Origin of the sequence: Novosphingobium sp., from assembly GCF_027489515.1 — a bacterium.
Lineage (GTDB): Bacteria > Pseudomonadota > Alphaproteobacteria > Sphingomonadales > Sphingomonadaceae > Novosphingobium.
This window is the reverse complement of the sequence record NZ_JAIXZS010000067.1, coordinates 1-26,009: the sequence shown is the minus strand read 5'-3', so window position 1 is coordinate 26,009 and position 26,009 is coordinate 1. Positions and strand designations below refer to the sequence as shown.

Here is a 26,009-nt window from a genome sequence, read left to right as displayed (position 1 = left end):
TTACCTATCAAAAGTACTGAACTGCCGCATAAACAGTTGAGTCGAAGTGCGAGATTGATACCCTTGTTCCATTCTGCCGACCCCAAGAAGAATCCGGGCGGCAGGCCAAAGAAGTGGGAGAGGCACAATGCGGCACGTTGGTTCGGTGCGACTGGAATTCCTTTCGAGCACGGCGCGCGTCGCTGCTGTGGTCCTGCTGGCGCCCGGTGCGCTGCTGGTCGCCAGCCCGGCGTTTGCGGCAGCGGAAGACGCTGCCCCGCCACAGTCCGGCGCATCGGCTGAAGCGACCGCCGCGACCGGGGTCGAGGACATCATCGTGACCGCTCGTCGTCGCTCGGAAAGCGTGCAGAGCATCCCCGTATCGGTCCAGGCCATCAGCGCCGCCACGGTGCAGGCGCGCGATCTCACCAGCCTTGAAAAGATCGCTGCGGCCACCCCGCAGTTCACCGTCGCACGCGCCTCGAACGGCGCCGGTGCGCAGCTCACGATGCGCGGCATCGGCTCAAACGCGACCTCGATCGGTATCGAACAGTCCGTCGCGATCGTGGTCGACAGCGTCTATTACGGACAGGGCCGCGTCATCAACGAGGGCTTCTTCGATCTCGCCCGCGTCGAAATTCTCAAAGGGCCGCAGGCCCTGTTCTACGGCAAGAATGCCACCGCCGGCGTGATCAGCCTGACCACAGCCGATCCGGGCAAGGACCGCGAGATCATTGCCCGCGTCGGCTATGAAGCCAATGCGCGCCAGCTTTACGGTGAACTTGTCTATTCGACGCCCCTCTCGGATGATTGGGGTCTGCGCCTTGCGGTGCGTGGATCCAAGATGTTCGGCGGGTGGTATCGCAATGCGGCCGGCGCGCAGAACTACACCACATTCGACATTGCCAAGGCCGGTGCGCCCTCCACGCTCGCCGCAGCAGCTTCTGCTGCGGATCAGCCGCAGGAGCGCGAGCTGATCGGCCGCGCCACCCTCAAGTACGATGGCGGCAGCGGCCTGACCGCCACGCTCAAGGCGTCGGGCTCATGGAACGACACAATCGGCAACGGCTGGAACTATTCGGCGGTGCGCTGCCCGACGGGCGTCACGGCGATCAACCCCGCCTACAAGTGCGATGGCGGCTTCAAGATCTACCAGAACAACTTCCCGCTCGAGATCGCCAAGGTGACGCCCTTCGCGCGCGAGAACGGCGATCTCTACAACACCTACAAGTCGTGGCAGGTGACGGGCACGATCAACTACGACATGCAGAACGTGACCCTCAACTCGGTCACCAACTACAACTGGAACAACAACAAGTTCGGTTGTGACTGCGACTTCCTCGGCGGCCCGGTCTGGGCGACCGAGAACGCCAGCTACCATGCCTTCAGCCAGGAACTGCGCGCGCTCACCAAGTTCGATTCGCCGGTCAACGTGATGTTCGGCGGGCTCTACCAGAAGACCAAACGCACCTTTTTCCAGACGGTGCTCTTCGCAGGCAGCGAGAACTCGGCAGCGCCCACCGGCATGCGCTATGTTTCCTATGCCAAGGATTCGGCCACGGACGGCGAAACCTGGTCGGCCTATGGCCAGCTCATCTGGAAGATCATGCCGACGCTCGAGGCGACCGCCGGTGTGCGCTATACGCATGAGACCAAGGACAGCTTCTTCACCCAGCCTTACGTCAATCCGGGCCTCACGTTCCTGTTCCGCCCGCAAAGCGCGGCCAAGGATGGCACGCTCTTCGGGGATCAGACCTTCAACGACTGGTCGCCGGACGTGACGCTGAGCTGGAAGCCGACCACCGATGTCATGGTCTACGGCGCCTACAAGACCGCCTACAAGTCGGGCGGCTTCTCCAACAGCGCGATCAACTCCTCACTGGTGACGAACAATCCTTCAGCCGACCTTGCGTTCAACCCCGAACGCGGCCGCGGCTTCGAGGCGGGGATCAAGACGACCCTGTTCGACCGCCAGCTGCGCGCGAACCTGACGCTCTACAGCTACAAGTATACCGATCTGCAGATCGACTTCTTCAACTCGCAGGTCTTCGCCTATGTGACCTACAACGCCGGTGCGGCGCGGTCGAAGGGTGTTGAGCTGGAGCTGGAGTACGCGCCGCGGGGTGTGCCTGGCCTCTCGCTGCACGGCACGCTCAACTACAACCGGGCGCGCTACATCGATTTCATCGCGCCATGCTGGTCGGGTCAGAGCATCGCGGCGGGCTGCTCGCTCCGGGTGGCCGGCATCGAACGGCAGGATCTTTCGGGCATGCCGACCTCGGCCGCGCCCGAATGGACCTCGACCGCCGGCGTATCCTACGAGACCGATGTTGGATCGAGCCTCAAGATCGGGGGTAACATCGATACGCGCACCTCGAGCTCGTACCTCGGCTCGAGCTTCGGTGACCCCTTCACCCGGCAGGCGGGCTACACCGTGCTCGATGCGGGCATCCGGATCGGGGCGCAGAACGATCGGTGGCAGCTTGCCGTCATCGGCAAGAACCTGACCAACAAGTTCTACTTCATCGGTGCCGGCACCGCGCCGCTGACGGGTGCGGGCACCGGCACGAACAATGCGACGCTCGGCGATATCATCGGCTATGGTGCGATGCCGCGCACCGTTCGGATGCAGGTGACAATCAAGTATTGAGATCGGCAGGGCTCGAGGCAGGCAGGGATCGAGGCAGGCAGGGATTGACGCTTGGCGGGGAGGGGCAAAGAGGAGTTTTACGGGCATGAACCTTGAGACCAGTCTGCCGCTCCCAGCCGAGCCCGGTGCGGCCCGGTGCCCGGGCCCGAGCACGCGCGACATCATCCTCGCCGACGGGCAGGACGTGCCGCCAGCGCTGATCGCGGAGGCTTATGCCTTCGCGGGCGACGCCGACATCGATTACGACCGCTACACCTCGCCCGATTTCATGGCGCGCGAATTTACCCACATGTGGGCGCGCACGTGGCAATGGGCCGCGCGCGAGGAGCATGTCCCCGAAGCGGGCGACTACATCACTTACGATATCGGGCCGTGGTCGATCCTGATCGTGCGCGGCGACGACATGCAGATCCGCGCCTATCGCAACGTCTGCCTGCACCGCGGCACGCAGCTCAAGCGGTCGGACACCAGCGGCAATGCGGTGGAGATCCGCTGCCCGTTCCATGGCTGGCGCTGGTCGCTTGAGGGCGAGCTTGCGCACCTCCCGTGCCGGTGGGACTTCCCGCACGTGAAGGACGAGGAATTCCAGCTGCCGCAAGTGCGGATGGAAACCTGGGGCGGGTTCATCTTCATCAACCTCGATGACGAGGCGCGGCCGCTGAAGGAGCAATTGGGGCCGCTCGCCGAGCATTTCTCGGGCCGCTGGGACCTTTCCGACCGGCGGATTTCGCTGCACCTACAGAAGGAGCTGCCGACCAACTGGAAGGCGGCGCAGGAGGCCTTCCTCGAGGCCTACCATGTCTACGAGACCCATGCGCAGGCGCTGCCGACTGCGGCCGATGCCAACGCGCAGTATGACCTGTTCAGCGATCACGTGACGCGCTTCGTGCATACCATTGGCGTGGCGAGCCCGCATTACACCGGCACGCAGACCGAGGCGGAGCTGTTCGAGAAGCTGCGCGTGGGGGGCGGGCCGCTTCCCGAAGGGCGCACTGCGCGCTCCTATGCTGCACAATTGCTGCGCGAACAGATGTCCGCTGCTCTGGGCGTGCCCCTTGATCAATACTCGGATAGCGAGATGCTCGATTCCATCGAGTACCACCTCTTTCCGAACATGTGCCTTTTCCCCGGCGTCTCGCTGCCGATGATCTACCGCTTCCGGCCGATCGGCAACGATCCCTCGCGCTGCCTCTTCGACCTGATGTTCCTCAAGCTGGTGCCGCCCGGCACGCCTATCGAGCATCCGCCAGAGCCGGTGCGGCTCACCGTCGAGCAATCCTATGCCGAAGCGCCGGGGATGAACCCGGGGCTTGGCGGGGTCTACGATCAGGACACGGATAACCTCGCGCTGCAATATCAGGGCTTCCTCGGTTCGGCGAAGCGCGGGCAGACGCTGGGCAACTATCAGGAAGCGCGCATCCGCCAGTTCCACCAGACGCTCGACACCTATCTGGCGAGAGGCTGAATGATGGACCCGCTTGATCGCCTCACTTCGTGGCAGGCCATCTACGACCTTTGCTGCGATTACATGCGCGCGCAAGACCGCCTCGATCCGGCGCTGCACATCTCCGTGTTCCACGATGATGCGACGACCGACTACGGAGCCGGCTGGAAGGGCGATGCGCCGGGGTTCGTGGACTTCGCGCAGAAAGTGCTGACCCCGCACAAGGCCAACCACCACATGATCGGGCAGGTGCGTATCGATTTCGAGAGTGGCGATCTGGCCTTTGGCGAGGTCTACTTTCAGGCGCACCACCGGATCGTGGCGGAAGGCGGCGAGCGGGATATGTTCGTCGCGGGACGCTACGTCGATCGCTACGAGCGGCGCGGCGGTGTCTGGAAGATTGCGCACCGCAGCGAACTGGTCGACTGGGTGCGCGATGAACCGGCGGCCGATCTGCCGGGGGGCGAGACGATGTTTCCGTGGGGCGCAAGGGCGCCGCACGATCTCAGTTGCCGCCGCGAGGAGATGCGCAAGCGATGAGCAGGACCTGCCCCGAGGAGCTGGCCGACCGGCTGGCGATCATGGACGTGCTGAACCGCTATGCGCGCGGCATCGATCGCTGCGATCTCGCCGTGCTGCGCGAGGTCTGGTGGCCAGAGGCCGTGGCCGATTATGGCACCGGCGAAGTGGGGGCGCTGGTTTGGTCAGAAGGTGTGGTGCCAGCGCTTGCTGCGATGCGCCGGACGCAGCATTTTCTCGGTAACATGCTGATCGATATCGATGGCGCGCATGCCACGGCGGAAACCTATTGCCGCGCATGGCATGAAGTGGATGGGCCCGATGGCCCGTTCGAGATGGAAGTCGGCGGGCGTTATCTCGACCGGCTCGAGCGGCGCGGTGATGACTGGCGGCTGCTCCACCGCCGCTATGTGCTCGATTGGAGCCGCAATGGCCCCTCGACGGCGCAGTGGGACGGCCCGCTCTATGGCACGCTGACTCGGCACGGCAAGCGCCTGCCCGACGATCCCCTCTATACCGGAGACTGACGATCATGGCCGACCTCGATCCCCGCGTGGCCCTGCTGCTTGACAAGATGGCCTGCACCGAGCTCGTCCACCGCCTCGCGCGGGGGATCGATCGCTGCGATGCCGATCTGGTGCGCGCGGTGTTCCACCCTGATGCAACCGACGATCATGGGATGTTCAAGGGCACCGCCGCCGATTTCGTGCCGTGGGTGATGGAAGTCCTCGCCGGTATGCGCCGCACGCAGCACGTGATCGGCAATGTCCTGATCGAGGTGGACGGCGACAAGGCGCAGGGCGAGACCTATTTCATCGCGCACCATCACATCCCCAATGCAGAGGGGGGCGACAACTTCATGGTCGCAGGAGGGCGCTATCTCGACCGGTTCGAGCGGCGCGATGGGACATGGAAAATGTCGCATCGCCACGCTGTCTACGATTGGAGTACAGTCGCGCCCTCGACCGACATGTGGGACCGCGCCGCGATGCCGGACTACGCCTTTGGCGCGCGCGGCCACGATGATCCTTCATACATTCACTTCGCCGGTGCCTGAAACAGGAGATCCTATCATGACCACCGAAGCCCAACTCGCCCGCGCCCGCGCCAAGTCGCTCGCCGATATTTCGCCGCTCGCCGATCCGCCGCTCGGCAATGCACCGATCACGCCGGATCGCTATTTCTCGAAGGAATGGGCGGACCGTGAGTGGGACAGGATCTGGACGCGGACCTGGCAGATCGCTGGCACCCAGGCGCAGATCCCCAACGCGGGCGATTGGCTGACCGCTGATCTCGGTCCCGAAACCATCGTCTGCGTGCGCGGCGATGATGGCGCCGTGCGCGCGTTCTACAACGTGTGCCAGCACCGCGCGATGCCGGTGGTGACGGGCGAGCAGGGCCATTCCAAGCGCCTCGTCTGCCCTTATCACGGCTGGACCTACGATCTCACCGGCAAGCTCAAGGTCGTGCCCGACGAAGCCGATTTCGTGCAAGGCTCGCCTTGCGGCAAGCTGAACCTCGTCGAGGTGAAGTGCGAGACCTGGGCCGGGTTTGTGTGGATCAACATGGACAAGGACGCCGCGCCGCTGCGCCAGTTCATGGGGCCGATCGCGGACCAGATCGATACCTATCCGATGGATGCGATGGTCCGCACGCACTGGGTGACGATCGAGGGCAACTTCAACTGGAAGCTGGTGCAGGACAACTTCAACGAGAGCTATCACGTGCCCTTCGTCCACCCGCAGACGAAGTTCGTGATGGAATACGGCTACAGCCACTGCCAGTTCGATCTCTATCCCGAAGGCCATGCGCGCATGTTCATGCCGGGCGCGGGGCCGACCAAGCAGCTGCGCGGCGGCGAGGCTGAGACGCTTGAAATGCTGCGCGAGGAGCTCGAGTTCTGGGACCTCGATCCCGAACAGTTCCGCGGCGGCAAGACGGGCGAGATCCGCAAGGCGCTGCAGCAGGCGAAGCGCGAGAAGGGCGCCGAGAAGGGCTTCGACTTCTCGACCTATCACGACGACCAGCTGACCGACCACTGGCACTACACGATCTTCCCGAACCTGTCGTTCAGCCTAAAGCCCGACGGCAACATCTGGCTGCGCGCCCGGCCGCACGAGACCGATCCGGAGAAGTGCTACTTCGACATGTGGTACATGACGCTCTTCCCGGCGGGCACGACGCGCTACTATTCGCAGTCGATGTCCGAATGGGTCGATGTGTCCGTTCCCGCGCCGCACGTGCAGGGCAAGTGGGGCGAGGTCTCTGCCGGGCCCGGCATCGATCAGGACGTCTCGGTGTGGGAAGCGCAGCAGCGCGGCCTTCATTCGCGCGGGTACAAGCGCGATTACCTCGCCTGGCAGGAACGCCGGGTGCGCTACTTCCACGAGAATCTGGAAAAGTGGATGGCGGACTGAGCCGGCCCAAGCTTCCCCTCCCGCCGCCGGGAGGGGAGCGCCTGGCTCAGGCCTGTTGGGCGTTGTCCAGTGTGCCGCTCAGCGGCATGAGGAAATCCATGGTGTAGCGGGTGGCCTTCCAGCCCGCTCCCGTGCGCACCACGTCGAAGTAGTAGCGGCCATTGACGGTGACGCCGCGGCCATCCTTGCCAAGGCCCATTCCTGTCACATAGGCGCGGATCGAGGCGGTATCGCCGTCGAAGGCGGTGATCGCGAAGTTGCTCAGATAATGCGCGTGGTTCGCCATGTTGGCGAAGACGGTGGTGAAGAAGCCGCGGATGCCCTCGTGGCCCTGCAAGGGGGTGAGGCCGATCCCGGAGAGATCGAACACCGCGTCGGGCGTGAACACATCGAGGATGCCATCGATGTTGCCGATCGTATCGACTGCGTGGGCATAAGCGATCAGCAGGTCCTCGATGGCGAGGCGGTCCTCGATCGGAATCGTGGTCATTGGCGGAAATCCTCTCTTGTCGCTGCCCTTGCGGCAGGCGCTTATGGAAACAGTGGGCGGATCGGGTCAGTCACGCCGTCCCAGCCTGCCGCGCCCTCGGCGATGCGCGTGAAGGCTGCGGTCTGGAGCGCGTCTTCCTCGACGATCTCGATCATGCACCCCAGCGCCGCCGCGGTGTCGACGTAGCAGAAGCGCATCGCGCCGAACGCTGCGTCGATCGCGCTGACGAAGCCCTGATCGATGTAGCGCTGCCGCGTGGCATCGTAGTCGGCAGTATAGATGGACAAGTGGTGGAAGCCGCCGGTCCCTTTCGCGATAGTGTCGCGGTAGGCGCTGGGGGTGTCGCAGTGCTGCTGGATCAGCTCGATCTGCATTCCGCCCGATTGGGCAAGCGCCACCGAGAAATCGGCACTGGGCGCGGGCATGCCGCGATAGGTCACTTCCCCCAGCGTGATGTGATCGATGCGGAAGAATGGACCGATGCCGGTCGTCGCAATCCACACCTTCGCCGCCGCATCCAGATCCTCGACGATGAAGGCAACCTGCATGAGCTGCCGTCCGGGCTGCCCGGGTGTCACGGAGAGTGCTCCTCCGGGCAGCACTGCACCGGTCATGGCAGCTGGCCCGTCACGTAGTCGCTCAGCAGTTCGTGGAAGCGCTGTACCCGCTTTTCCTGCCCCGGCAGGTTGAAGCCCTTGAACCCGCGCGAATTGAGCCCGAGCTGCTGCGTGGTGCCGATCGAGAGATCCTGATCGGCCACGAAGCCGAGCGAGACACCGTCGCCATAGACGGAGTGCCGGTGGATCGCATCATGGCGCAGCGGCGCCGGGCCGACCGGGGTTTCGACCTCAGCCATGCCCTCCACCGGCGGATAGAGGCACCAGTGCTGGAAAATGCACTTCTCGGGGTCGGTCGGGTGCGGTTCGGTGCGCAGGATCTGGCACTGTTCGGGCGACATGGTGAGGGTGAGATTGGGGAACAGCGTGCAGTGGAAATAGTCCACCAGCTGCTGGTCGCTCATACCCGAATAGTCGTAGCCGCGCGCCGCGCCCTGTTCGCGCTTGGCCTTGATCACCGCCTCGCGAATGTCGCCGGTCCGGCCGCGGTACTCCTTGGGATCGATGCCCCAGGCCTCGGCAGCTTCATAGAGCCCCGGGGGCACGTCGCCGCTCACGTAGTCCTTGCGGGTGGTGGCCTGATGGCCGACCATCCACATCGCGTTGTGCCCGGTGGGATACATCTCGAACAACGTGGTCGGCAGGCCGTCATTGATGAAAGTGGCCAGTTCCGGGTGGATCGTCGGGAGATGATAGCTCTCGTTGAAGTTATCGCGGATGATCTTCCAGTTGAAGTCGCAGTCCGCCGAAACGTTGAGCACGCGCACCCAGTTATCCAGCTTGTAGCCTGCCAGACGCTCGGGCAGCGGGGCCAGCCAGTCGAGCAGTGGCGCGACGTCGTCGTCCATGCACCAGAACACGAAGGGGCCCCAGGTCTCGCAACGCAGCTCCGAGAGGTGGACCTTGCCGCAGGGGTTACCGCCGGCAAAGTCATCGGGATCCTGCACGTGAACGAGCGTGCCGTCCGGATCGAACTGCCAGCCGTGATAGCCGCAGGTGATGCGCGGCGCGCCGCCGACATCACCGAGGACGAGGCGGTTCCCGCGATGCGGGCAGGTGTTGTAGAATGCCCGGATGCTGTCGTCCGCCTGGCGGACCATGATCACCGATTCCTTGCCGAAGTTGTGGCGGATGAAGTCGCCTTCCTCCTCCAGATCGGCCAGCACGCCGCCGAGGTGCCAGACCTTGGGCCAGAGCCGCTTGTTCTCGAGGTCCATCCACTCGCGCGTGATGTAGCGGTCCGCCGTGATCGGATCACCGCGCACGGCGACATCGAACTCGGGCGAATAGCGGGAAATCGGTTGTTCTACGGTCATTTCGGCATGCTCCGATGGCATTTGCACTCAGCGGCATCACACAGCAGTTTTAGCCACGACCTGCGGCGAGGCACGGGCCTGCCGATCAGAGCAAACCGTGCCATCGATACTTCATACAGGATCGAGCTCCAGCTTTCGACATGAAACAGGCAGAGATTCCTGTTTCTACACAATGAAGTAGCGAAGCCGTGTCTTCCGGCCGCACTGTCCAGCCCGCCAGAACCCTCGGGAGTCAGAACCCGTAGGAGAACGTCGCGCCAAACTCGCGCGGCGCACCGAGCGAGGCCAGCGTGCCGATCCCCGCGAGGGCCAGCTTCTGGTTGAAGTACTTCTCGTCAAACAGGTTGCGGGCATAGACACCCAGCTTCCAGCCGCCGTCATCCGGTCCCCAGCTCATGCTCGCGTTGACGAGGTTGACCGCACCGACGCGCTCCACCGGCAGGTTGGTGTAGCCGGTGTATTTCGAGGCGGTGTAGCTGTACTGTGCGTTGGTTGTCAGGCTGCCCTTCCCCACCGGCACGATCCAGTTGAACCCGGCCGAGGTGCTCCACTTCGGCGCGTTCATCAGGCTGTTGCCGGCATAGGACACCGGCACCAGCACGCCGCCGGCGCCAAGGATCCTGGTGTCGTACTGCTTGTACTTGGCATCGAGGTAGGCGATCGAGCCAGTAAGCGTGAGGCCATGGGTGGGCGCCGCGGTCACTTCCAGTTCGAAGCCCTTGGTCTCGGCGCGGCCGGCATTGGCGATCGAGGCGGAGTTGGCGCCGCTCGGATAGGTGATGTTCTGCACCACCTGCATGTTGCGGTACTTGTTGTAGAACGCAGCAAGGTTCAGCCGCAGGCGGCGATCGAGCAGGTCGCTCTTGATGCCCACTTCGTAAGTATCGAGCTTTTCGGGATTGAACGGCCCGATATCCTCGGCCACCGCGATGCGCCCGGTGAAGCCGCCCGATTTGAAGCCGCGCGCATAGTAGCCGTAGAGCAGCAGATTGCGATCCGCCTGGAAATCCAGCCCGATCTTCCAGCCGGTGTTGTTCCACGATTTGGAGCCTGCGGCGCGGATCAGGGTCGCCGGGATGATCGGATCGCCATATTGCGCCTTGCCGCTGGGATTGATGCCGATCGCGGTGGTCGACACAGCTTCGGTTTTCTCGTGGCTGTAACGGATGCCGGCCTGCACGCGCAGCTGCGGCGTGATGTTGTGGTAGAGCTGGGCAAAGCCCGAGATCGACCAGTTCCTCTGGTCCTGCGTCTGCGGTTGGGTCAGGCCGGGGGCAAAGCCGTCAAGCCGGCCGCCCTGATCGAGGAAGTACTTCTGCCAGAAGTAGTATCCCCCGAAGATCAGCTGCGTGCTGCCACCGATCTGCACCAGATCGCGCAATTCCTGCGAAAACTGCTTGTGGTGGGTCTGGCGGCGGGTCTGCAGCAGTGCCCGCGTGGTGCCGTCGTCGTCGGAATAGAGATCGCTGTCATATTTGCGATAGGCGGTGATCGAGGTGATCTTGCCGATCCCGCTGTCGAGGTTCTGCGTCAGCGTCAGCGCGTAGGTATCGCGGTTGTTGTAATCCGGCTGGTCGTCGGTCAGCCCGCGGCGGAAGCTGAAGGGATCGGTGGTCTGGCCGGGGGTGTAGAACAGCTCGCCTGGCCCGGCGATGACCACGCCGGTCTGCGAGCCATTGCGGCTCTTCACGTATTCGCCGATCAGCGTGCCGTCATAGCTGCCCGCGCCATACTTGAGGTAGCCGCGCAGCTGGGTCACGTTGCGGCGGCCGATGCGGCGGTTGTCGGCCGTGTTGCGGAAAAAGCCGTCGTTCGAATTGTGCATCACGCTGATCTTGCCGGCGAGGTTTTCGGCAATCGGGAAGTTCAGCGCGACGTCGGCCTCGATCTGGTTGTAGTTGCCGTAGACGACCTGTGCTTCGCCGCCAGCCTTGCCGGTAGGCTGCTTGGTGACGACGTTGATCACGCCGCCCGTTGTGTTGGCGCCAAACAGCGTTCCCTGCGGCCCGCGCAGCACTTCCACCCGCTCAAGATCGAACAGCGAGAGCAGCGCTGCGGTGTTCACGCCGACGACCACGCCATCGACGACAACCGAAACGGTGGTGCCGACATAGGGATCGGCATCGTTCACGCCGACGCCGCGGATGGTGAAGACCGCCGAGTCCGGCGAGTTGGAGAAACTGTTGATCTGGACGTTGGGCAGCGAATTGGTGAGGTCCGAGATGTTCCGCACTTGCGCCTGCTTCAGCCCATCACCGGTCAGCGCCGTGACCGCGATCGGCACGTTCTGAAGGTTCTGCGACTGCTTCTGCGCCGTCACGATGATCTCACCCACGCCCTCGGGCGCGGCCGTTTCTGTCGGTGCAGCATCCTCGGCGTGTGCCTGGACCGATGCCAGGGCCAGCGCGACCAGCGAAAGACCGCCAGGCGCGATCCGCGAATTCAGTCGGATCATCTCCACTCTCCCATCCCCGATGCCGCAGGCATTGCCGCTACGGTCACCTGTGCGTTACCAAAATGCCTAATAAATAAGGTGTTTGCGAGCATTTCCAGCAGTTCTGCCGGTTTTGTCACGCGTGCCATTACGGCGAAACTGTGACTTTGGTCAGGTGGGTGATCTCACGGGTTCGATCCAGAATGAGAGGATGGTTCTGGACGTATCGACAGCAAAAGAACGCATGTTGGCCGCCCTGCGGCCAGCGGATCTTGCCGCGCAACCGGCGCGCTGGCAGCAGCAGAAAAGCGTGCGGACGCGCATGAAGCTGGTGGAGGCTGCGATCGACTGCCTGGTCGAGGGTGGCTACCAGCGGCTGACAACCCAGGCCGTGGCGGAGCGCACCGGCTGCTCGCGCGGGGCGATGCACCATCATTTCCCCGCTCGCATGGATCTCGTCGCGGCGGTGATCGACCATATCTTTTACGCGCGCATGCGGCTCTACCTCGGCGATTATCTCAAGGATCTCGAAGGCCGGCCACCGGACGAAGTTGTCGCGCTGGCCACGGCGGCGCACTGGCGCAGCGTACAGACGCGCGAATACGCCGCCTATCTCGAGCTTGCCGTGGCTGCGCGCACCGATGCTGAACTCGACCAGATGTTCGCACCCGCCGCCCGCCGTTATGATGACGTGTGGATTTCCGAGATGACCGGGGCCTTCCCCTTCTGGGGCGAGAAGTGGGCGATGATGGTCCAGGCCAACGATTTCGTCATCGCGGCGCACATGGGCATGTTGATTCAGCGCAGCGTTCTGAATGAGGAGCGCACCGCGCAGCTCAGCCGGTTGATCGAGCGGTTTGCCGCCCTGATCTATCGGTCCTGACCCAAGCGATCTCTCCAAAATGTCAGGTGGCGCCTTGCCCCCTCAGAGCGCAAGATATCTGCAAGGTATCGCCGCCGCGCGATTGCCCGAGGAGAGCCAGCCATGAATCGGCCTGCCGATACCACCCTTCCGCTTGATGGGCGCGACCCTGCGAACCTGCGCGGCGATGCGATCACCGGGGACCGTTACTTTTCCCCCGAGTTCGCCAAGGCCGAATGGGACCACATGTGGACCCGCATCTGGCATGTGGCCGGCCGCACCGCCGAAATCCCCGAAGCCGGCGACATGCTCGTCCATAACTTCATGAAGGAATCGGTGCTCTGCATCCGCCAGGATGATGGCAACATCCGCGCCTTCTACAACGCCTGCCGCCACCGCGGCATGCGCATGGTGGGAGAGACGACCTCGCTCGACACGATCACCTGCCCCTATCACGGTTGGCGCTGGGGCAAGGACGGGCTGCTCCAGCACGCGCAGGACCGGCATGATTTTCCGCAAGGCGATCCATGTGGCAAGCTCCGGCTTAACGAGCTGCGCTGCGACACCTGGGGCGGCTTCGTTTGGTACACGATGGATCCCGACGGGCCGACGCTCGGCGAATACCTCGCCCCCATGCCCGAGGCCTATCGCGGCTATCCGATGGACACGGCGGTGCGCGTCGCGTGGTACCGCATCGCGCTTGGCGCCAACTGGAAGTTCGTCACCGACAACTTCTCCGAAAGCTACCACACCCGCACCGCGCACCCGCAGGTGCCGCCGTGGATCGACCAGGATGTCGAGACCGCGCGGCACGAGATGTGGCCCGCTGGCCATGGCCGTACCGTGCAGCCGATGCGGCCTTCGCTGAGCGACCGCTTGCCGGATGGCGTCGAACACCCCTTCGCCGCGATCCTCAGGCAGTGGGATATCGATCCTGCCCAATATGCGACCTATGAGGATTTCGCGCTGCAGGGCTGGCGCGATCTCAAGGCGGCGAAGCGGCGGCTGTGGCAGGAGCGCGGCTATGTGCACTACGAGCACATGGACGACGAACAGATCACCGACAGCCCGCACACGGTGATCTTCCCCAACGTCACGATCAGCTTCCTGCCCGACAACCTCATCTTCTTCCGCAGCGAGCCGCACCCGACCGATCCGGAGAAATGCTTCTTCGATCTGTGGTGCATGGCTTTTCCGGTCGAAGGGCAGGAGAGCTGCCAGTCGATCATGGCGGGAGAGAAGCCGCTGCGCGAAGTGGAGGTCTGCGAACATCGCGATTTCGACGGCGGTCGCGGCATCCCGGAGCTTGCCGGCCAGATCGTCTATCAGGACATGGAACTGGCCGAGGCGATGCAGGCCGGCATGCATTCGCGCGGCTACGCGGATGCCTATCTCCCGGCGCAGGAAACCCGCGTGCGCTTCTTCCACGAAGTGCTCAATGACTGGATCGAAGGGCGGCGGCCATGAACGGCGGCTTCACCGGGCCACTCGAGGACCGCATCCTGATCCGCGAGGTGATGGAGACGTATGCCCACGGCGTGATGACCAAGGACGCGGAGCTCTGGGCCAGCACCTGGGCGGAGGATGCCTTCTGGGCTCTGCCCGAATTTCCGGACCTTGGCGGCTTCACCGGCAAGGCCGCGATCGTGGCGGGCTGGACTGAGAGCATGAAGGTCTATGGCCTCGCCAACTGCACCAAGCCGATGGTCTATGTGGTGACTCCCGGCTCGATCCGCGTCGATGGCGACCACGCAAAGGCGATCTCCTATACCAGCGAGATCTTCGACGATCCCGCCACCGGGCAGACCCTGCGCGTGCGCGGGCGCTATGAGGACGAACTGGCGCGGATCGATGGCCACTGGCTGTTCACGCGGCGCGAATACCGCACCATGCATATAGCCTAGCCAACTTTCACAACGACCTTTCCGATGGCTCCACCGTTCAGCATCCGGGCGTAGGCGGTAAGCACGTTCTCCAGCCCCGGCGTTTCATCGAAGCGCATGGCGAGACGTCCCTCATCGAGCCAGTTGCGCAGGGGCGGCAGAAATCCGTCCGTCTTGCCGAAGTAGTCGGGCAAGAAGAAACCCTCGATCCGCAGGCGCTTCATCAGCACCTGATCGTAGCGTTCGGGGCCGGGGAGCGGCGCGTCGTTGTCATAAGCCGCGATGAGGCCGCAGACCGCCACGCGCCCGAAGAGCGCCATACTGGGCAACACGGCATCGAGGATCGGCCCGCCGACATTGTCGAAATAGGCATTGAGCCCGCCCGGCACTTCGGCGGCAAGGCGCGCTGCGACGTCGTCCGCCTTGTAGTCGATGGCGATCTCCGCGCCGAGTTCTTGCCTGAGGTAGCGGCACTTCTCCGGCCCGCCAGCTATGCCCACCACCCGCGCGCCCAGATTGCGTGCAACCTGGCAGGCCATGCTGCCAGTGGCGCCTGCCGCCGCAGAGACTGCGATCCATTCGCCCGGCTGGATTCGCGCCACATCGCGCACGCCGATCAGCGCGGTCCAGGCGTTCATGCCCAATGTGCCGAAGTGCTCGCGCGGATCGGCCAGATTGCCATCCACAATATCCAGCCCGGTCAGCGCGGGGGTCACCACCGGATAGTCTGCCCATTGGCCGAAACCGCGCACCAGTGCGCCGACAGGATAAGCCGGATCGCGGCTCTCGCAGACCGTGCCGAGCACGAGCCCGACCATCTTGCCCCCGAGCGGCAGCGGCGGCTGATAGCCATCGGTGCGCGGCCCCATCCACATGCGCGTGCCCGCGTCCATCGAGAGCCACTGCGCTGCGACGCGGACCTCGCGCTCGGCCAGCGGGGCCAGCGCTTCCTCGTGCAGCGTGAGCGCGCTGGCAAAATCCTGCCCTTGCGGATGCGCATCGAGGCGCCAGTAGCGGTTCACGGTCATGGTGATTTCCCTTCATCCACGGGAGTGGCCCGCCGCGCCCCGCGGCTCACCTCTCCAAAATGCGAGGGAACCGGGCGGCAGGCACCCATGCCCATTCTGCAAGAGGCGCCTTGCCGTCAGGCGCCCTTGGGCTGGATCTGGCGGTGGATGTTGCGGAAGCTGCGGGTCCTGAAGAACCACTGCCCGCCGATCTTCACCAGCGTATCCTCATACCGGCCCCGGTCGCGGTGGGTCTGGCCGTCGCGGTCGTAGACCTCGGAGGTGTAGCAGATCGCCGTTGCCCTATCGCCGTCCACCACAATTGCGCCGGGCCAGGCTTCGAACATGATGCCGGGAAAGCCCTTCATGGCCTCGACCCACATCGCGACGATGGCCGCGCGGCCCTGCGTCGTGCCGATCTCGGGATAATCGGGCAGCGACCATTCCGCGTCCTCCGCCCAGGTCCCGCCCCAGGCCTCGGCATCGAGCGCGGTGACGGCAGCGGCGTAAGTTTCGAACAGTTCGCGGATCGCGAGGCGGTCCTCGAAGGGGCCGGTATATGCCATGGTCTTGTCTCTCCCTCAGGCTATGCTCGGGTCACGAGACTAGCGCGTGCCGAGCGGGCACGAACCTGTGGTTAGGGCGAGGTTCGGCCTAACCCATCCGGATCGTATGGATCTTCGCGCGCTCTTCCGCCGAGCCTTCGCGCGCGGCCTTGGCCACCATCGCATAGAACCCTGTCAGGCTGGCGGTCGGGGCATAGAGCTCGGTCATGTGCCCCAGCGGCGCGCTCGTATCGGCGAAGGCGAACACGAACCCGTCGTTCATTTCCGCCCGCATGGCGCAAGGAACGCCCTGTGCAGCAAACTCAGCAAGCGCCGTATCGACATCATCCACGAACACCGCGACGTGGTGCAGGCCGAACCGGCCCGATCCTTCCGGATAGAGATCATGGAAGGGGGAGGGGCCGGGGTTGTTCTGCTGCACGAACTCGATCATCAACTCGCCCCATTGCCCATAGGCGGAGGTGTGATCGAGCAGGCGCTCGGTGCCGCGATGAACCGAGCGCTTGAGCGGAATATGCTCGGCCACGAAGTACGGACCTGAGCCGAAGGCGGCATGGTGCGCAGCCGCCGCTGCGCGGGCATCGGCGCAGAAATAGGCGACCTGGCGGATCGGCAACGTCATCTCAGCCCCCTCATGTCAGCACCAGCGTCTTGCCGATGGTGCGCCCGGCCATGAGGTCGATGAAGGCGGCAGGCAGCGCTTCAAAGCCTTCGCGCACATTCTCGAGCGGGCGCAGCGCGCCGCTGGCATAGAGCGCGTCGAGCTCCTCCTGCGCTTCGCCGAGCCGGTCGACATGATCGTAGGTCAGGAAGCCGCGCATCGTGATCCGGTTGACGACGAGCTGCCACAGGTTCTTCACGCCCGCCGGATTGTCGGCATCGTTGTACTGGCTGATCATGCCGCAGACCGCCACGCGGCCATGCATCCGCATCAGGGGCAGCAGGGCATCGAGCGTCTCGCCGCCGACATTGTCGAAATAGACGTCGACGCCATCGGGCGCGGCGGCGCGGATGGCCTCGGCAAGGTCCGGCTCGGCGCGGTAGTCGATCGCGACATCGGCGCCGAGACCGCGCACCACGGCGGCTTTCTCCGCCCCGCCGCAGAGTCCGATCACCCGGCAGCCGCGCGCCTTGGCGAGTTGCACCACCGTGCTGCCGGTTGCACCGGCGGCGGCGCTCACCACCACGGTCTCGCCCGCCTTCGCGTCACCGACCGCGATGAGCCCGACCCATGCCGTAAGCCCGACCGGCCCCAACGCGCCCATATAGTGCTGCGGCGGCACCCCGGGGGCCGCGTCCACGCGCTCCAGCCCGAGGGCATCGCCGCGGATGACATAGTGATCGGACCAGGTCGCAAACGTGCGCAGGTAGGTGCCGACCGGCCAGTCCGGATCGTTCGAGGCCACGACTTCACCCAGCGACATGCCATTGATCGGCGCGCCAACGGCAATCGGCGGAAGATAGCTTGGCCGGTCGTCCATGAAGCCGCGAATGGCGGGATCGCACGAGGCGACGCGCATCCGCACGAGGATCTCGCCCGGCCCGATCACCGGCATCGGCGCGGTCACCAGCAGAAAGTCCCCGGGCACCGGCACACCGCAGGGTCGGCGCGCGAGGACGATCTGGCGAATGGTTCCCATGGACTAGGGTCAGGACCTATTGATCGCGCCTTCGAGGCGCTGGAATGGCGAACATATCAGGCGGAAATTCATGCAGGGAAGGCTTGTTGCCTTTCCAAGTGAATTTCCGTCTGAGATGGAAGCCATTCCAGCGTCCCGTAGGGATTTGACCAAAATGGCCAATTGCTTCGTCAGGAAGCCTTGAAATATTGACATATTCCTGCGGCTTCCTTCCTCGCACTGAGCCATTTTGCCTCAAACCTCGAAGGCGCGATCAATCGGTCCTGACCCTCGGTTCTACCCGGTTTGCCGCGTCTCCGTGGCTGTCCAATTGGCTAGGTCGGCCCCATCAGCTGAACAGGCTCTCCGGCGCTTCGATCAGGGCTTTCAGCGTCTGGAGGAAGCCCGCACCCGCCGCGCCGTCGATCGCGCGATGATCGACCGAGAGCGAGAGCTTGATCTGGCTTTCGAAGGCGATGTCCCCGTCTGCCGTCTCCACAGCGACGCGGTTGATCCCGCCCACGGCGAGGATTGCGCCCTGCGGCGGATTGATGATCGCGTCGAACTCCTCGATCCCGAACATGCCGAGGTTGGAGATGCTGAAGGTGCCGCCGTCCATGTCCTCGAAGCTCAGCCGACCGGCCTGCGCCTTGTCGATCAGCGCGCGGGTGGTTGCGGCGATCTGTGCGATGTGCATCCGGTCCGCCTGCCGCACGATCGGGGTGACGAGGCCCTTGGGGCTCGCGACCGCAATCGCCACGTCGGCATGGGGGAAGCTGTGCACCGCATCCGCGGCAACCTGCACGTTGACGTTCGGGTGGCGCACCAGCGCCATGCCGACCGCCTTGACGAGGTAGTCGTTGATCGAGGCTTTCGTCCCCATCACCACGTTCGCCGTCTTGCGCAGCGCGACGAGTTCATCGACCCGCGCCGAAACGCGCAGATAGAAGTGCGGGATGGTCTGCTTCGCCTCGGTCAGTCGGCGGGCGACGACCTTGCGCACCTTGTCGAAAGGCTGGACGGCTGGCGTGTTGGCGACAGCCACGAAGGGCGCGCCAAACGCAGGGGCGGGCGCGGCTTCGGGCACGGCAGGCTTCACCGCACCGAGCACGTCCGCCTTCGAAATACGGCCGCGCGGGCCGGTGCCCTTTAGCGTGCTGAGGTCGATGCCGTACTGTGCTGCAACGCGCGCGGCGAGCGGCGATGCGAAGACCGCGCGCGTTTCGGTCGGAAGATCAGCCGGACCCTGCGGCTCGAACGCACGTTCGGGGCGCATCGCCTGAACAACGTCCTGATAGGTGATCCGGCCGCCGCGGCCCGAGCCAGCGATAGGCTCGATATCGACGCCGTTGGCTTCAGCCAGCTTCAGCGCCTCGGGGCTGATCGCGCGGTTGGTGACGATCTTCTTCGGTTCGGGCGCAGCAGCTGCAGGGGCCGGCTCCGCCGCAGCAGCCGGGGCGGCATCGGCACTGGCGGCCTTGGCGGCAACGCCCGTTTCCGCCGGCTTGAACGCGGCAATGAAGGCATCGACTTCGGCATCGGTCGCGGCGGCATCGGTGAACACGCCGAGCAGCGCGCCAACCGGCTGCGGCTGGTCACTGGCAGGCACGAGTACGCGCTTCAGCACGGCATCGTATTCTGCTTCGACTTCATTGGTGATCTTGTCGGTTTCGATGAGACAGATGACCTGGCCGCGCGAGAAAGTCTGGCCTTCCTTGACCATCCATTCGGCAATCGTGCCCTCGGTCATTTCGATGCCCCACTTGGGCATGCAGAAGGGGCGAATATCAGCCATGACGGCAATCCTTAGCGGTAGGAGAGGACCTTGCGCACCGCCGCTTCGATCTTGGGGATCGAGGGCAAGTACGCGGTTTCCAGCTCGCGCGCGAACGGGACAGGGGTATGCGGCGGGGTGACGCTGAGCGGCGGGGCCTTCAGGCTGGCAAAGGCCTTTTCGGCGACCAGCGCGCAGATATCGCCGGCGAGGCTGCAGCGCGGATTGGTCTCGTCCACCACCACGAGGCGGCCGGTGACCTCGACTGAATCGAGGATCGCTTCCTCGTCCAGCGGGCTCGTCGTGCGAGGATCGATCACGTCGCAGCCGATGCCTTCGGCGGCGAGCTTGTCCGCCACTGCCTCGCAGAAGCCGAGCAGCAGGCCGGTCGAGACGATCGTCACGTCGTTGCCTGCACGGGTGAGGCGCGCGTGGCCGAATGGAATCATGAAATCCTTGTCGTCGGGCACTTCCCCCTTCACGCCGTAGAGCGCCTTGTGCTCGAGGAAGATCACCGGGTCATCGTCGCGGATCGCGGTGCGCAGCAGGCCCTTCACGTCAGCGGGCGTGCTCGGCATCACGACCTTGAGGCCGGGCATGCCGGTCAGGATGTGGTGCACTGCCTGGCTGTGCTGCGCGGCCGCGTTGTAGCCCGCGCCCCAGGCCATGCGGATCACCGCCGGGCACTTGGTCTTGCCGCCGAACATGTAGCGGAACTTGGCGAGCTGGTTCCAGATCTGGTCAAGCGAAACGCCGATGAAGTCGGCGAACATCAGCTCGGCCACCGGGCGCTTGCCGGTCAGCGCAAGGCCGGCCGCCGCGCCCATGATCGCGCTTTCCGAGATCGGGGTGTCGATTACGCGGTCCGCGCCGAACTTGCCATAGAGGCCGGTCGAGGTCGACCAGATGCCGCCGATGGCTTCGGGCCCGCCGGCAGTGCCGTTGCCGCCCACCACGTCCTCGCCCAGCACCACGACGTTCTCGTCGCGCTCCATTTCCTCGGCGATCGTTGAGAGGACCGCCTCGCGATACATCATTCTTGCCATTGGTCGCGCTCCTGCGGGGCTCAGTAGGAAATGTAGACGTCTTCGAGGACGTCTTCGGGCTTGGGCCGCGGGGCGGCCTTGGCCTTGGCTACGGCGTTTTCGATCGCGTCCATCACATCGGCATCGACGGCATCGATATCTGCGTCCGTCAGGAGGCCCGCGCTGGTCACGCTGGCGCGGAACTTCTTGATGCAATCGCGCGTCTCACGAATACGATCGAGTTCGCCCGGGCCGCGATAGCGCTGCGGGTCGCCTTCGAAGTGACCGAAGAAGCGCTCGGTATCGAACTCGACAGCCGCCGGGCCGTTGCCGGGCACGCGGACATAGTCGAGCACTTCGCGCATCGTCTCGAACACCGAGAAGAAGTCTGTCCCGTCCCCGCGCCAGATCTTCATGCCGAAGGCCTCGGCGCGGCTCGCGATGTCCTTCTGCGTACCGACCGCGTACTCAAAGCCAGTGTGCTCGGAATAATGGTTGTTCTCGAAGACGAAGATGCACGCCGCCTTGGTGACGACGGCCATGTTCATCGCCTCGAAGGTGGTGCCCTGGTTGCACGCGCCGTCGCCCGAGAAGGTGATGGCGACATGGCCCTTGCCATCGATCTTGGCAGCAATGCCCGCGCCCACCGCGATGGGGGCGCCCGCGCCGACGATGCCGTTGGCGCCGAGCATACCCTTGTCGACATCGGCGATATGCATCGAGCCGCCCTTGCCCTTGCACAGGCCGTCGCGGCTGCCCCAGATCTCGGCCATCATGCCGTCCACATCGCAGCCCTTGGCAAGGCAGTGGCCGTGGCCGCGGTGGGTGGAGACGATCTTGTCGTCGGTCGAAAGATGCTCGCACACCCCGACCGCCACGGCTTCCTGCCCGCAGTAGAGATGGGTGAAGCCGGCGATCTCGCCGGTCTGGATATCGACGTGGAGCCGTTCCTCGAATTCGCGGATCAGCTTCATCTGGCGATAGGCGCGCAAGAGCGCTTCACGGCTCAACTGCATCCTTCATCTCACCTTGTTGTTGGAGGTCATATCGGGGCGTCGCGGAATGGCGGAGCAGGGCGCGGCGGTTATCATGGCTTGCATTGCGCTCTTTGTCCCGCCCTTCAGCAGTTCTGTTCATTCCGGTTCGGCCTTGCAGTCAGGCGCGGCGAATCCGCCGTGCACCGCCGCGATCCCTTCAGGCCACAGCGGGGCGCTCTTGCCGACTCTACAAAACGCTAGGGGGCGCAGAAAACCGTCACCTGCCGAGCGAGATGTAGCCCAACTGCGCCGCCTTGAACACGGTCTGGCTGCGGTTGACCGCGTTGAGCTTGGTCGAGGCATTGTGGATGTGAAACCGCACCGTCGGGCGGCTGCGGCACATGATCATGCTGATTTCCTGATCGGTCTTGCCGATTGCGGCCCAGCGCAGGCACTCCACCTCACGTTTGGACAGGCGCGAGGTGGGGGGCAGCGCTTGCCGTACGCCCACGACCTCGACGTAGCTGGCGATGAAGGTGCGCGCATATAGCCCGAATGCATCGCCATGGAGCGCAAATGCCTCATCAAGATCGGTGCAATCGGGATCGAGCGGGTTGAAGCTGACCGCACCGATCTGGCCGAAGGGCAGGTGCACCGGCACCACGATCGCGGCGCGGGTCATGGCGCGGGCCTCGAAGTTCGCAAGATCGATCGCGGCGAGATAGGAATTGGGCTGGCGCGTGCGAAACCCCTCGGCGTTGACCCAGAACGGCTCGCTGGTGAAGCGGCAGGCCGCAGTCAGCGGGGAATCGAGCGCGATGCGCGAATTGCGCCACCAGGCCCGTTCGGCATTCCAGCCAAACACGTCGCAGGCGAGAATATTGCCGTGCTGATCGATCGGGGTGCGCTTGTCGGCGATATCGTGTGCCGGTGCGGCGCGCATGCCCGCCTCGAGCGCGAGGCTGTGGAACACTTCCGCAGCGCGGCGAACGTCGCTGCGGCGATGAATGCGCACCAGGTCGACCATTTCGGAACAGATCGGGCGGCTCTCCGGCTCCGGCCTGCCTGCTGCGATATTCGCGCTCCGTGCCATGCTCATCTCCCACTTGGTCCGGCGTCATTTTGCTGCGCCAGATCACGTGAGACATATAATACCGGCAGTTCTGCCGGTTATCAAGCTCCATGCAGCCCTGCGCGCACCTGTCACCTTGCGAAAAGCACAGGTTGCGCACGAAGGCAGACCGTTCCACCAAGCCGCGATAGGCGCGGCGGAGGGATCGGGAGAGACAATGGCACGGCGACTCGAAGGAAAGGTGGCGCTGATCACTGGAGGCACCACCGGCATCGGCGCGGCGACGGTGCGGCGGCTGGCCGAAGAAGGCGCGCAGGTCGTCTTCACCGGCTCCAAGGAAGCCGAAGCGGCCGCGCTCTGCGCCGAAACGGGCGCCGCGTTCCACAAGCACCGCGTGCAGGATGCCGCAAGCTGGCCCGCGCTGATCGAGGCTATCCTCGCCGCGCACTGCCGGCTCGACGTGGCCTTTGCCAATGCCGGGACTGAAAGCGGCGATGCCAGCATCGAGGATGTCGGGATCGAGGGCTGGAACAACGTGGTGGCGATCAACCAGACCGGCGTGATGCTAACCGTGCAGCACGCGATTGCAGCGATGAAGCGCAATCCTGAAGGCGCGACCGGCTCGATCGTGATCAATTCCTCGATGAACGCCACCCGCCCGCTGGGCAATTACGTGACCTATTCGGTGACGAAGGCGGCCGTCTGCGCGCTGGCAAAATCGGCGGCGGTGCACTGCGGGCAGAAGGGCTACAAGATCCGCGTCAACGCGATCCTGCCCGGCGTCGTGGAAACCCCGCTGATCCAGCAGATCATGAATGCGCAAGCTGATCCCGCCGCGACGCGGGCAATCTATGAAGGCATGGCGCCGATGGGGCGCATGGCGCAGCTTGAAGAGATTTCGGGGCTGGTCGCCTATCTCGCCTCGGATGAGGCCGGGTTCATTTCAGGCGCCGAAATTGCCATCGATGGTGCTACGACTGCAGGGATGATGGGCGTATGAGCGATCTTGGTTCGAAGCGTCTCGCAGGCCGCGTCGCGTTCATCTCGGGCGGCCTAAGGGGTATCGGCCTTGCCTGTGCCGAACGGTTTCTGGCCGAGGGCGCGGAAGTCGTCCTCTCCGATCTCGATGCCGAAGACAGCGACATGGCCGTCGCCACGCTGGCCCGGCTGGGGCAGGCCGCGAGCTATATCTGCGCCAACGTCACGCGCGAAGAGGACTGGGAACGCGCGGCGGAGGCCGTGAAGGAGCGCCACGGCGCGGTCCATATCCTGATCAACAATGCCGGCACAGACCTGACCGGGCCGGTCGAGACGATCACCCTCGAGGCGTGGCGGCGGATCATGTCGGTCAATGTCGACGGCGTGTTCCTCGGCACCAAGCATTTCGTGCCGCTGCTGGCGGCGAGCGGCGCTGGAGTGAAGGGCGGTTCCTCGATCATCAATGTCAGCTCGATCATGGGGCTGGTCGGGCTGAGCGAGGTTTCCGCCTACAACGCCAGCAAGGGCGCGGTGCGGTTGTTCACCAAGGGTATCGCGCTCGAATTCGCGGCAAAGAAGATGCCGATCCGCGCCAATTCGCTCCATCCGGGCTTCGTGCTGACCCCGCTGCTCAACGCCGGCTTCCAGCGCTGGGTCGATGCGGGCGCGGCCGAAAAGGTGCAGGACCTGATCGACGGCATGGCCGCGACCACGCCGATCGGGCGGCTGGCTGATCCGGCGGAACTCGCCTCTGCTGCTTTCTTCCTCGCCAGCAGCGACAGCAGCTACATGACCGGTGCTGAGCTGGTGATCGACGGGGGATGGACCGCGCAATGACGATAGCTCTGGGCAATGTGGTCGCGGTGGTGACCGCGCAGGGGAGCAGGCTGGTGCCGCAATCCTCCTGAGCGGATCAGAAATCACCCCCGCGGCACGGTGCTCCCCGCAATCACCGAGGCGCCGTCATCGATCACGTGACTCTGGCCATTGATGAAGCGGCTTTCGTCCGAGGCGAGGAACAGCACGAGGTTCGCCACGTCGACCGGCTCGCCAAGGCGGTTCATCGCGGTCGCATTGTCGTGCACTGGCGCCGCCGCACCGAGCGCAGCGAGCTTGCCGCCAAGGCTCTGCACCATTGGCGTGTCGATCCCGGCGGGGAGTACGGAGTTGGACCGCACGCCGCGCCCGTTCTTGATCGAATAGGCCGCCGTTGCGCGGGTATAGGCATCGATTGCGCCCTTGGCGGCGCTGTAGGCGGCAAAGGTCGGCTCGCCCTGGATCGCCGCGATCGAGGCCATGTTGACGATCGAGCCGCCACCGTTCGCCGCCATCGCCGGGATCGCATACTTTGTGCCGAACACCACGCCATCGAGGCTGACCGCCATGATCTTGCGGTAGTTCACCTCGCTCAGCGTCTCGGGATCGCCGAATTCGACGATGCCGGCATTGTTGACCAGCACATCAAGCCGTCCGTGCCTCGCCATCACGTCCGCCACCAGCGCCTCCCACGCGGCCTCGCTGGTCACATCGAGGCGCTGGTACTCGGCATTCGCGCCCAGTTCGGCGGCCAGCGCGCTGCCCGCCGCATCATCGACGTCAGTGAGGATCACCCGCGCGCCCTCGGCCACGAACAGCCGTGCGTCCGCTGCGCCGAGGCCCTTGGCCGCGCCGGTAATGATCGCGACCTTGCCTTTCAGACGGTCCATGAGATCACCCTTCCAGCTTCACCGCGCCGGGGCGCGGCGGACCGGCCTCGCGGGCAACGAGCGCACAGTCGTGATAGTGGATCGTGTACTCCACCATCAGGCCATCGACGCAGCGGGTCGTCTCCGCCAGCGATGTGCTGATGCGGTTGCCGGTCAGCTTTGATGTCATCGTCATGCGCAGTTGCAGGCAGAAGTAGTTCTCGTCGGTCAGGATGCCGAGCCGGTCGACCACCACGTCGTCCCAATAGCTCCACACGTGCGGGAACAGGCGGATCAGCGCGTCCTGACCTTTCCAGTCGCCGCCGAAGGGAAGCTCCGGCGGCTCGTGGACGACATAATCGGGCGATGTGATCGCCAGGACGCCGGCCCAGTCGCCCTTGTCGATGCAGCCGAGCATCGTCTCTGCAAGTTCGCGCGGGGTTCTGGTCATCGTGTCAGAACTGTACGCGCTTGGTGAAGCCGCCGTCGATCACCAGATTGACGCCGGTCGAGTAGGACGAGGCGGGGCTGGCGAGGAACACCACCGAGCGCGCCACTTCGTCCGGTGCGCCAAGCCGGCCCATCGGCATCTGCGCCTTGATGCTCTTGTAGAAGTCCGGCATCGCGCCCTGGATCATCTCCCAGCTGCCGCCGGGGAACTCGATCGGGCCGGGCGAGACGGTGTTGACGCGGAT

Annotated in this window: 26 protein-coding genes; 11 read left to right on the top strand and 15 right to left on the bottom strand. The window is 64.6% G+C overall.

The window, feature by feature from the left end:
* The first annotated feature begins 127 nt into the window (after positions 1-127).
* The 6 genes from Q0082_RS11750 (at position 128) to Q0082_RS11725 (ending at position 7,009) form a co-directional block, all read left to right on the top strand.
* On the top strand, positions 128-2,629 hold the full coding sequence (locus Q0082_RS11750) for a TonB-dependent receptor (protein ID WP_298192731.1): 2,502 nt from the start codon (positions 128-130) through the stop codon (positions 2,627-2,629).
* An 85-nt stretch (positions 2,630-2,714) separates the two neighbouring features.
* A complete protein-coding gene (locus tag Q0082_RS11745; RefSeq protein WP_298192730.1) occupies positions 2,715-4,094 on the top strand; it encodes an aromatic ring-hydroxylating dioxygenase subunit alpha in 1,380 nt (459 codons plus the stop codon).
* Entirely contained in the window at positions 4,095-4,613 is a 519-nt protein-coding gene (locus Q0082_RS11740) for a nuclear transport factor 2 family protein (RefSeq protein ID WP_298192727.1), read from the top strand.
* Positions 4,610-5,119 carry a nuclear transport factor 2 family protein gene (locus Q0082_RS11735; RefSeq protein WP_298192724.1) on the top strand — a complete coding sequence of 170 codons (510 nt, stop codon included), beginning with the start codon at positions 4,610-4,612 and terminating at the stop codon, positions 5,117-5,119. Before Q0082_RS11740 ends, Q0082_RS11735 begins: the two co-directional genes overlap by 4 nt.
* A 5-nt stretch (positions 5,120-5,124) precedes the next feature.
* Complete coding sequence (locus Q0082_RS11730) at positions 5,125-5,649, top strand: nuclear transport factor 2 family protein (protein ID WP_298192722.1); 525 nt, start codon at positions 5,125-5,127, stop codon at positions 5,647-5,649.
* Between the two features lie 16 nt (positions 5,650-5,665).
* The gene (locus Q0082_RS11725; RefSeq protein WP_298192718.1) at positions 5,666-7,009 is read left to right on the top strand and encodes an aromatic ring-hydroxylating dioxygenase subunit alpha; all 1,344 of its coding nucleotides are present in this window, start codon (positions 5,666-5,668) and stop codon (positions 7,007-7,009) included.
* A gap of 46 nt (positions 7,010-7,055) precedes the next feature.
* Here Q0082_RS11725 and Q0082_RS11720 read toward each other — a convergent pair whose 3' ends face one another.
* The 4 genes from Q0082_RS11720 to Q0082_RS11705 form a co-directional block, all read right to left on the bottom strand.
* Positions 7,056-7,499: a nuclear transport factor 2 family protein gene (locus tag Q0082_RS11720; protein WP_298192716.1), complete on the bottom strand. Its 444-nt coding sequence runs from the start codon at positions 7,497-7,499 to the stop codon at positions 7,056-7,058.
* 41 nt (positions 7,500-7,540) lie between these two features.
* Complete coding sequence (locus Q0082_RS11715) at positions 7,541-8,077, bottom strand: VOC family protein (RefSeq protein WP_298192715.1); 537 nt, start codon at positions 8,075-8,077, stop codon at positions 7,541-7,543.
* Positions 8,078-8,109: 32 nt separating this feature from the next.
* Entirely contained in the window at positions 8,110-9,432 is a 1,323-nt protein-coding gene (locus tag Q0082_RS11710; RefSeq protein ID WP_298192714.1) for an aromatic ring-hydroxylating dioxygenase subunit alpha, read from the bottom strand.
* Positions 9,433-9,664: 232 nt separating this feature from the next.
* Positions 9,665-11,887, bottom strand: coding sequence for a TonB-dependent receptor (locus Q0082_RS11705; protein ID WP_298192712.1), 2,223 nt, complete (start codon positions 11,885-11,887; stop codon positions 9,665-9,667).
* A gap of 121 nt (positions 11,888-12,008) precedes the next feature.
* Here Q0082_RS11705 and Q0082_RS11700 point away from each other — a divergent pair, with 121 nt between their 5' ends.
* The 3 genes from Q0082_RS11700 (at position 12,009) to Q0082_RS11690 (ending at position 14,632) form a co-directional block, all read left to right on the top strand.
* Positions 12,009-12,749 (top strand): TetR/AcrR family transcriptional regulator, encoded by a 741-nt coding sequence (locus Q0082_RS11700; RefSeq protein WP_298192786.1) that lies wholly within the window; start codon positions 12,009-12,011, stop codon positions 12,747-12,749.
* Between the two features lie 102 nt (positions 12,750-12,851).
* Positions 12,852-14,195: an aromatic ring-hydroxylating dioxygenase subunit alpha gene (locus Q0082_RS11695; protein ID WP_298192711.1), complete on the top strand. Its 1,344-nt coding sequence runs from the start codon at positions 12,852-12,854 to the stop codon at positions 14,193-14,195.
* Complete coding sequence (locus Q0082_RS11690) at positions 14,192-14,632, top strand: nuclear transport factor 2 family protein (RefSeq protein WP_298192709.1); 441 nt, start codon at positions 14,192-14,194, stop codon at positions 14,630-14,632. Before Q0082_RS11695 ends, Q0082_RS11690 begins: the two co-directional genes overlap by 4 nt.
* Here the strand turns inward: Q0082_RS11690 and Q0082_RS11685 are convergent.
* From Q0082_RS11685 to Q0082_RS11650, 8 genes are all read right to left on the bottom strand, one after another.
* Complete coding sequence (locus tag Q0082_RS11685) at positions 14,629-15,639, bottom strand: NADP-dependent oxidoreductase (protein WP_298192707.1); 1,011 nt, start codon at positions 15,637-15,639, stop codon at positions 14,629-14,631. The two genes, Q0082_RS11690 and Q0082_RS11685, sit on opposite strands and share 4 nt — an antisense overlap.
* 116 nt (positions 15,640-15,755) lie before the next feature.
* A complete protein-coding gene (locus Q0082_RS11680) occupies positions 15,756-16,184 on the bottom strand; it encodes a nuclear transport factor 2 family protein (RefSeq protein WP_298192704.1) in 429 nt (142 codons plus the stop codon).
* 88 nt (positions 16,185-16,272) lie between these two features.
* Positions 16,273-16,806, bottom strand: a complete 534-nt coding sequence (locus Q0082_RS11675) for a VOC family protein (RefSeq protein ID WP_298192702.1) — start codon at positions 16,804-16,806, stop codon at positions 16,273-16,275.
* Positions 16,807-16,816: 10 nt separating this feature from the next.
* The gene (locus Q0082_RS11670; protein WP_298192699.1) at positions 16,817-17,824 is read right to left on the bottom strand and encodes an NADP-dependent oxidoreductase; all 1,008 of its coding nucleotides are present in this window, start codon (positions 17,822-17,824) and stop codon (positions 16,817-16,819) included.
* A 328-nt stretch (positions 17,825-18,152) separates the two neighbouring features.
* Positions 18,153-19,598 (bottom strand): 2-oxo acid dehydrogenase subunit E2, encoded by a 1,446-nt coding sequence (locus Q0082_RS11665; RefSeq protein WP_298192697.1) that lies wholly within the window; start codon positions 19,596-19,598, stop codon positions 18,153-18,155.
* Positions 19,599-19,609: 11 nt separating this feature from the next.
* A complete protein-coding gene (locus tag Q0082_RS11660) occupies positions 19,610-20,623 on the bottom strand; it encodes an alpha-ketoacid dehydrogenase subunit beta (RefSeq protein WP_298192694.1) in 1,014 nt (337 codons plus the stop codon).
* Between the two features lie 20 nt (positions 20,624-20,643).
* The gene (locus Q0082_RS11655) at positions 20,644-21,618 is read right to left on the bottom strand and encodes a thiamine pyrophosphate-dependent dehydrogenase E1 component subunit alpha (protein ID WP_298192691.1); all 975 of its coding nucleotides are present in this window, start codon (positions 21,616-21,618) and stop codon (positions 20,644-20,646) included.
* A 238-nt stretch (positions 21,619-21,856) separates the two neighbouring features.
* On the bottom strand, positions 21,857-22,606 hold the full coding sequence (locus Q0082_RS11650; protein ID WP_298192784.1) for a LuxR C-terminal-related transcriptional regulator: 750 nt from the start codon (positions 22,604-22,606) through the stop codon (positions 21,857-21,859).
* A 262-nt stretch (positions 22,607-22,868) separates the two neighbouring features.
* On the opposite strand from Q0082_RS11650, the gene Q0082_RS11645 reads away from it, so the two are divergent.
* A complete protein-coding gene (locus Q0082_RS11645) occupies positions 22,869-23,651 on the top strand; it encodes an SDR family oxidoreductase (protein ID WP_298192688.1) in 783 nt (260 codons plus the stop codon).
* Positions 23,648-24,466, top strand: coding sequence for an SDR family oxidoreductase (locus Q0082_RS11640; RefSeq protein ID WP_298192686.1), 819 nt, complete (start codon positions 23,648-23,650; stop codon positions 24,464-24,466). The genes Q0082_RS11645 and Q0082_RS11640 overlap by 4 nt, the downstream gene beginning before the upstream one ends.
* An 83-nt stretch (positions 24,467-24,549) precedes the next feature.
* On the opposite strand, the gene Q0082_RS11635 is transcribed toward Q0082_RS11640, so the two are convergent.
* The 3 genes from Q0082_RS11635 to Q0082_RS11625 form a co-directional block, all read right to left on the bottom strand.
* Positions 24,550-25,335 (bottom strand): SDR family oxidoreductase, encoded by a 786-nt coding sequence (locus Q0082_RS11635; RefSeq protein WP_298192685.1) that lies wholly within the window; start codon positions 25,333-25,335, stop codon positions 24,550-24,552.
* Between the two features lie 4 nt (positions 25,336-25,339).
* Positions 25,340-25,765, bottom strand: coding sequence for a nuclear transport factor 2 family protein (locus tag Q0082_RS11630; RefSeq protein ID WP_298192683.1), 426 nt, complete (start codon positions 25,763-25,765; stop codon positions 25,340-25,342).
* Positions 25,766-25,769: 4 nt separating this feature from the next.
* Positions 25,770-26,009, bottom strand: a 240-nt coding sequence (locus Q0082_RS11625; protein ID WP_298192681.1) for an SDR family oxidoreductase, incomplete at its 5' end; no start/stop codon positions are given.

Bases quoted from the DNA above. Each gene is read 5' to 3' on its own strand.
- Q0082_RS11670 (WP_298192699.1), bottom strand. From the start codon at position 17,824: ATGGGAACCATTCGCCAGATCGTCCTCGCGCGCCGACCCTGCGGTGTG.
- Q0082_RS11750 (WP_298192731.1), top strand. From the start codon at position 128: ATGCGGCACGTTGGTTCGGTGCGACTGGAATTCCTTTCGAGCACGGCG.
- Q0082_RS11635 (WP_298192685.1), bottom strand. From the start codon at position 25,335: ATGGACCGTCTGAAAGGCAAGGTCGCGATCATTACCGGCGCGGCCAAG.
- Q0082_RS11735 (WP_298192724.1), top strand. From the start codon at position 4,610: ATGAGCAGGACCTGCCCCGAGGAGCTGGCCGACCGGCTGGCGATCATG.
- Q0082_RS11740 (WP_298192727.1), top strand. From the start codon at position 4,095: ATGATGGACCCGCTTGATCGCCTCACTTCGTGGCAGGCCATCTACGAC.
- Q0082_RS11720 (WP_298192716.1), bottom strand. From the start codon at position 7,499: ATGACCACGATTCCGATCGAGGACCGCCTCGCCATCGAGGACCTGCTG.
- Q0082_RS11690 (WP_298192709.1), top strand. From the start codon at position 14,192: ATGAACGGCGGCTTCACCGGGCCACTCGAGGACCGCATCCTGATCCGC.
- Q0082_RS11655 (WP_298192691.1), bottom strand. From the start codon at position 21,618: ATGCAGTTGAGCCGTGAAGCGCTCTTGCGCGCCTATCGCCAGATGAAG.
- Q0082_RS11650 (WP_298192784.1), bottom strand. From the start codon at position 22,606: ATGGTCGACCTGGTGCGCATTCATCGCCGCAGCGACGTTCGCCGCGCT.
- Q0082_RS11725 (WP_298192718.1), top strand. From the start codon at position 5,666: ATGACCACCGAAGCCCAACTCGCCCGCGCCCGCGCCAAGTCGCTCGCC.
- Q0082_RS11695 (WP_298192711.1), top strand. From the start codon at position 12,852: ATGAATCGGCCTGCCGATACCACCCTTCCGCTTGATGGGCGCGACCCT.
- Q0082_RS11745 (WP_298192730.1), top strand. From the start codon at position 2,715: ATGAACCTTGAGACCAGTCTGCCGCTCCCAGCCGAGCCCGGTGCGGCC.
- Q0082_RS11730 (WP_298192722.1), top strand. From the start codon at position 5,125: ATGGCCGACCTCGATCCCCGCGTGGCCCTGCTGCTTGACAAGATGGCC.
- Q0082_RS11630 (WP_298192683.1), bottom strand. From the start codon at position 25,765: ATGACCAGAACCCCGCGCGAACTTGCAGAGACGATGCTCGGCTGCATC.
- Q0082_RS11660 (WP_298192694.1), bottom strand. From the start codon at position 20,623: ATGGCAAGAATGATGTATCGCGAGGCGGTCCTCTCAACGATCGCCGAG.
- Q0082_RS11665 (WP_298192697.1), bottom strand. From the start codon at position 19,598: ATGGCTGATATTCGCCCCTTCTGCATGCCCAAGTGGGGCATCGAAATG.
- Q0082_RS11680 (WP_298192704.1), bottom strand. From the start codon at position 16,184: ATGGCATATACCGGCCCCTTCGAGGACCGCCTCGCGATCCGCGAACTG.
- Q0082_RS11710 (WP_298192714.1), bottom strand. From the start codon at position 9,432: ATGACCGTAGAACAACCGATTTCCCGCTATTCGCCCGAGTTCGATGTC.
- Q0082_RS11685 (WP_298192707.1), bottom strand. From the start codon at position 15,639: ATGACCGTGAACCGCTACTGGCGCCTCGATGCGCATCCGCAAGGGCAG.
- Q0082_RS11640 (WP_298192686.1), top strand. From the start codon at position 23,648: ATGAGCGATCTTGGTTCGAAGCGTCTCGCAGGCCGCGTCGCGTTCATC.
- Q0082_RS11705 (WP_298192712.1), bottom strand. From the start codon at position 11,887: ATGATCCGACTGAATTCGCGGATCGCGCCTGGCGGTCTTTCGCTGGTC.
- Q0082_RS11645 (WP_298192688.1), top strand. From the start codon at position 22,869: ATGGCACGGCGACTCGAAGGAAAGGTGGCGCTGATCACTGGAGGCACC.
- Q0082_RS11675 (WP_298192702.1), bottom strand. From the start codon at position 16,806: ATGACGTTGCCGATCCGCCAGGTCGCCTATTTCTGCGCCGATGCCCGC.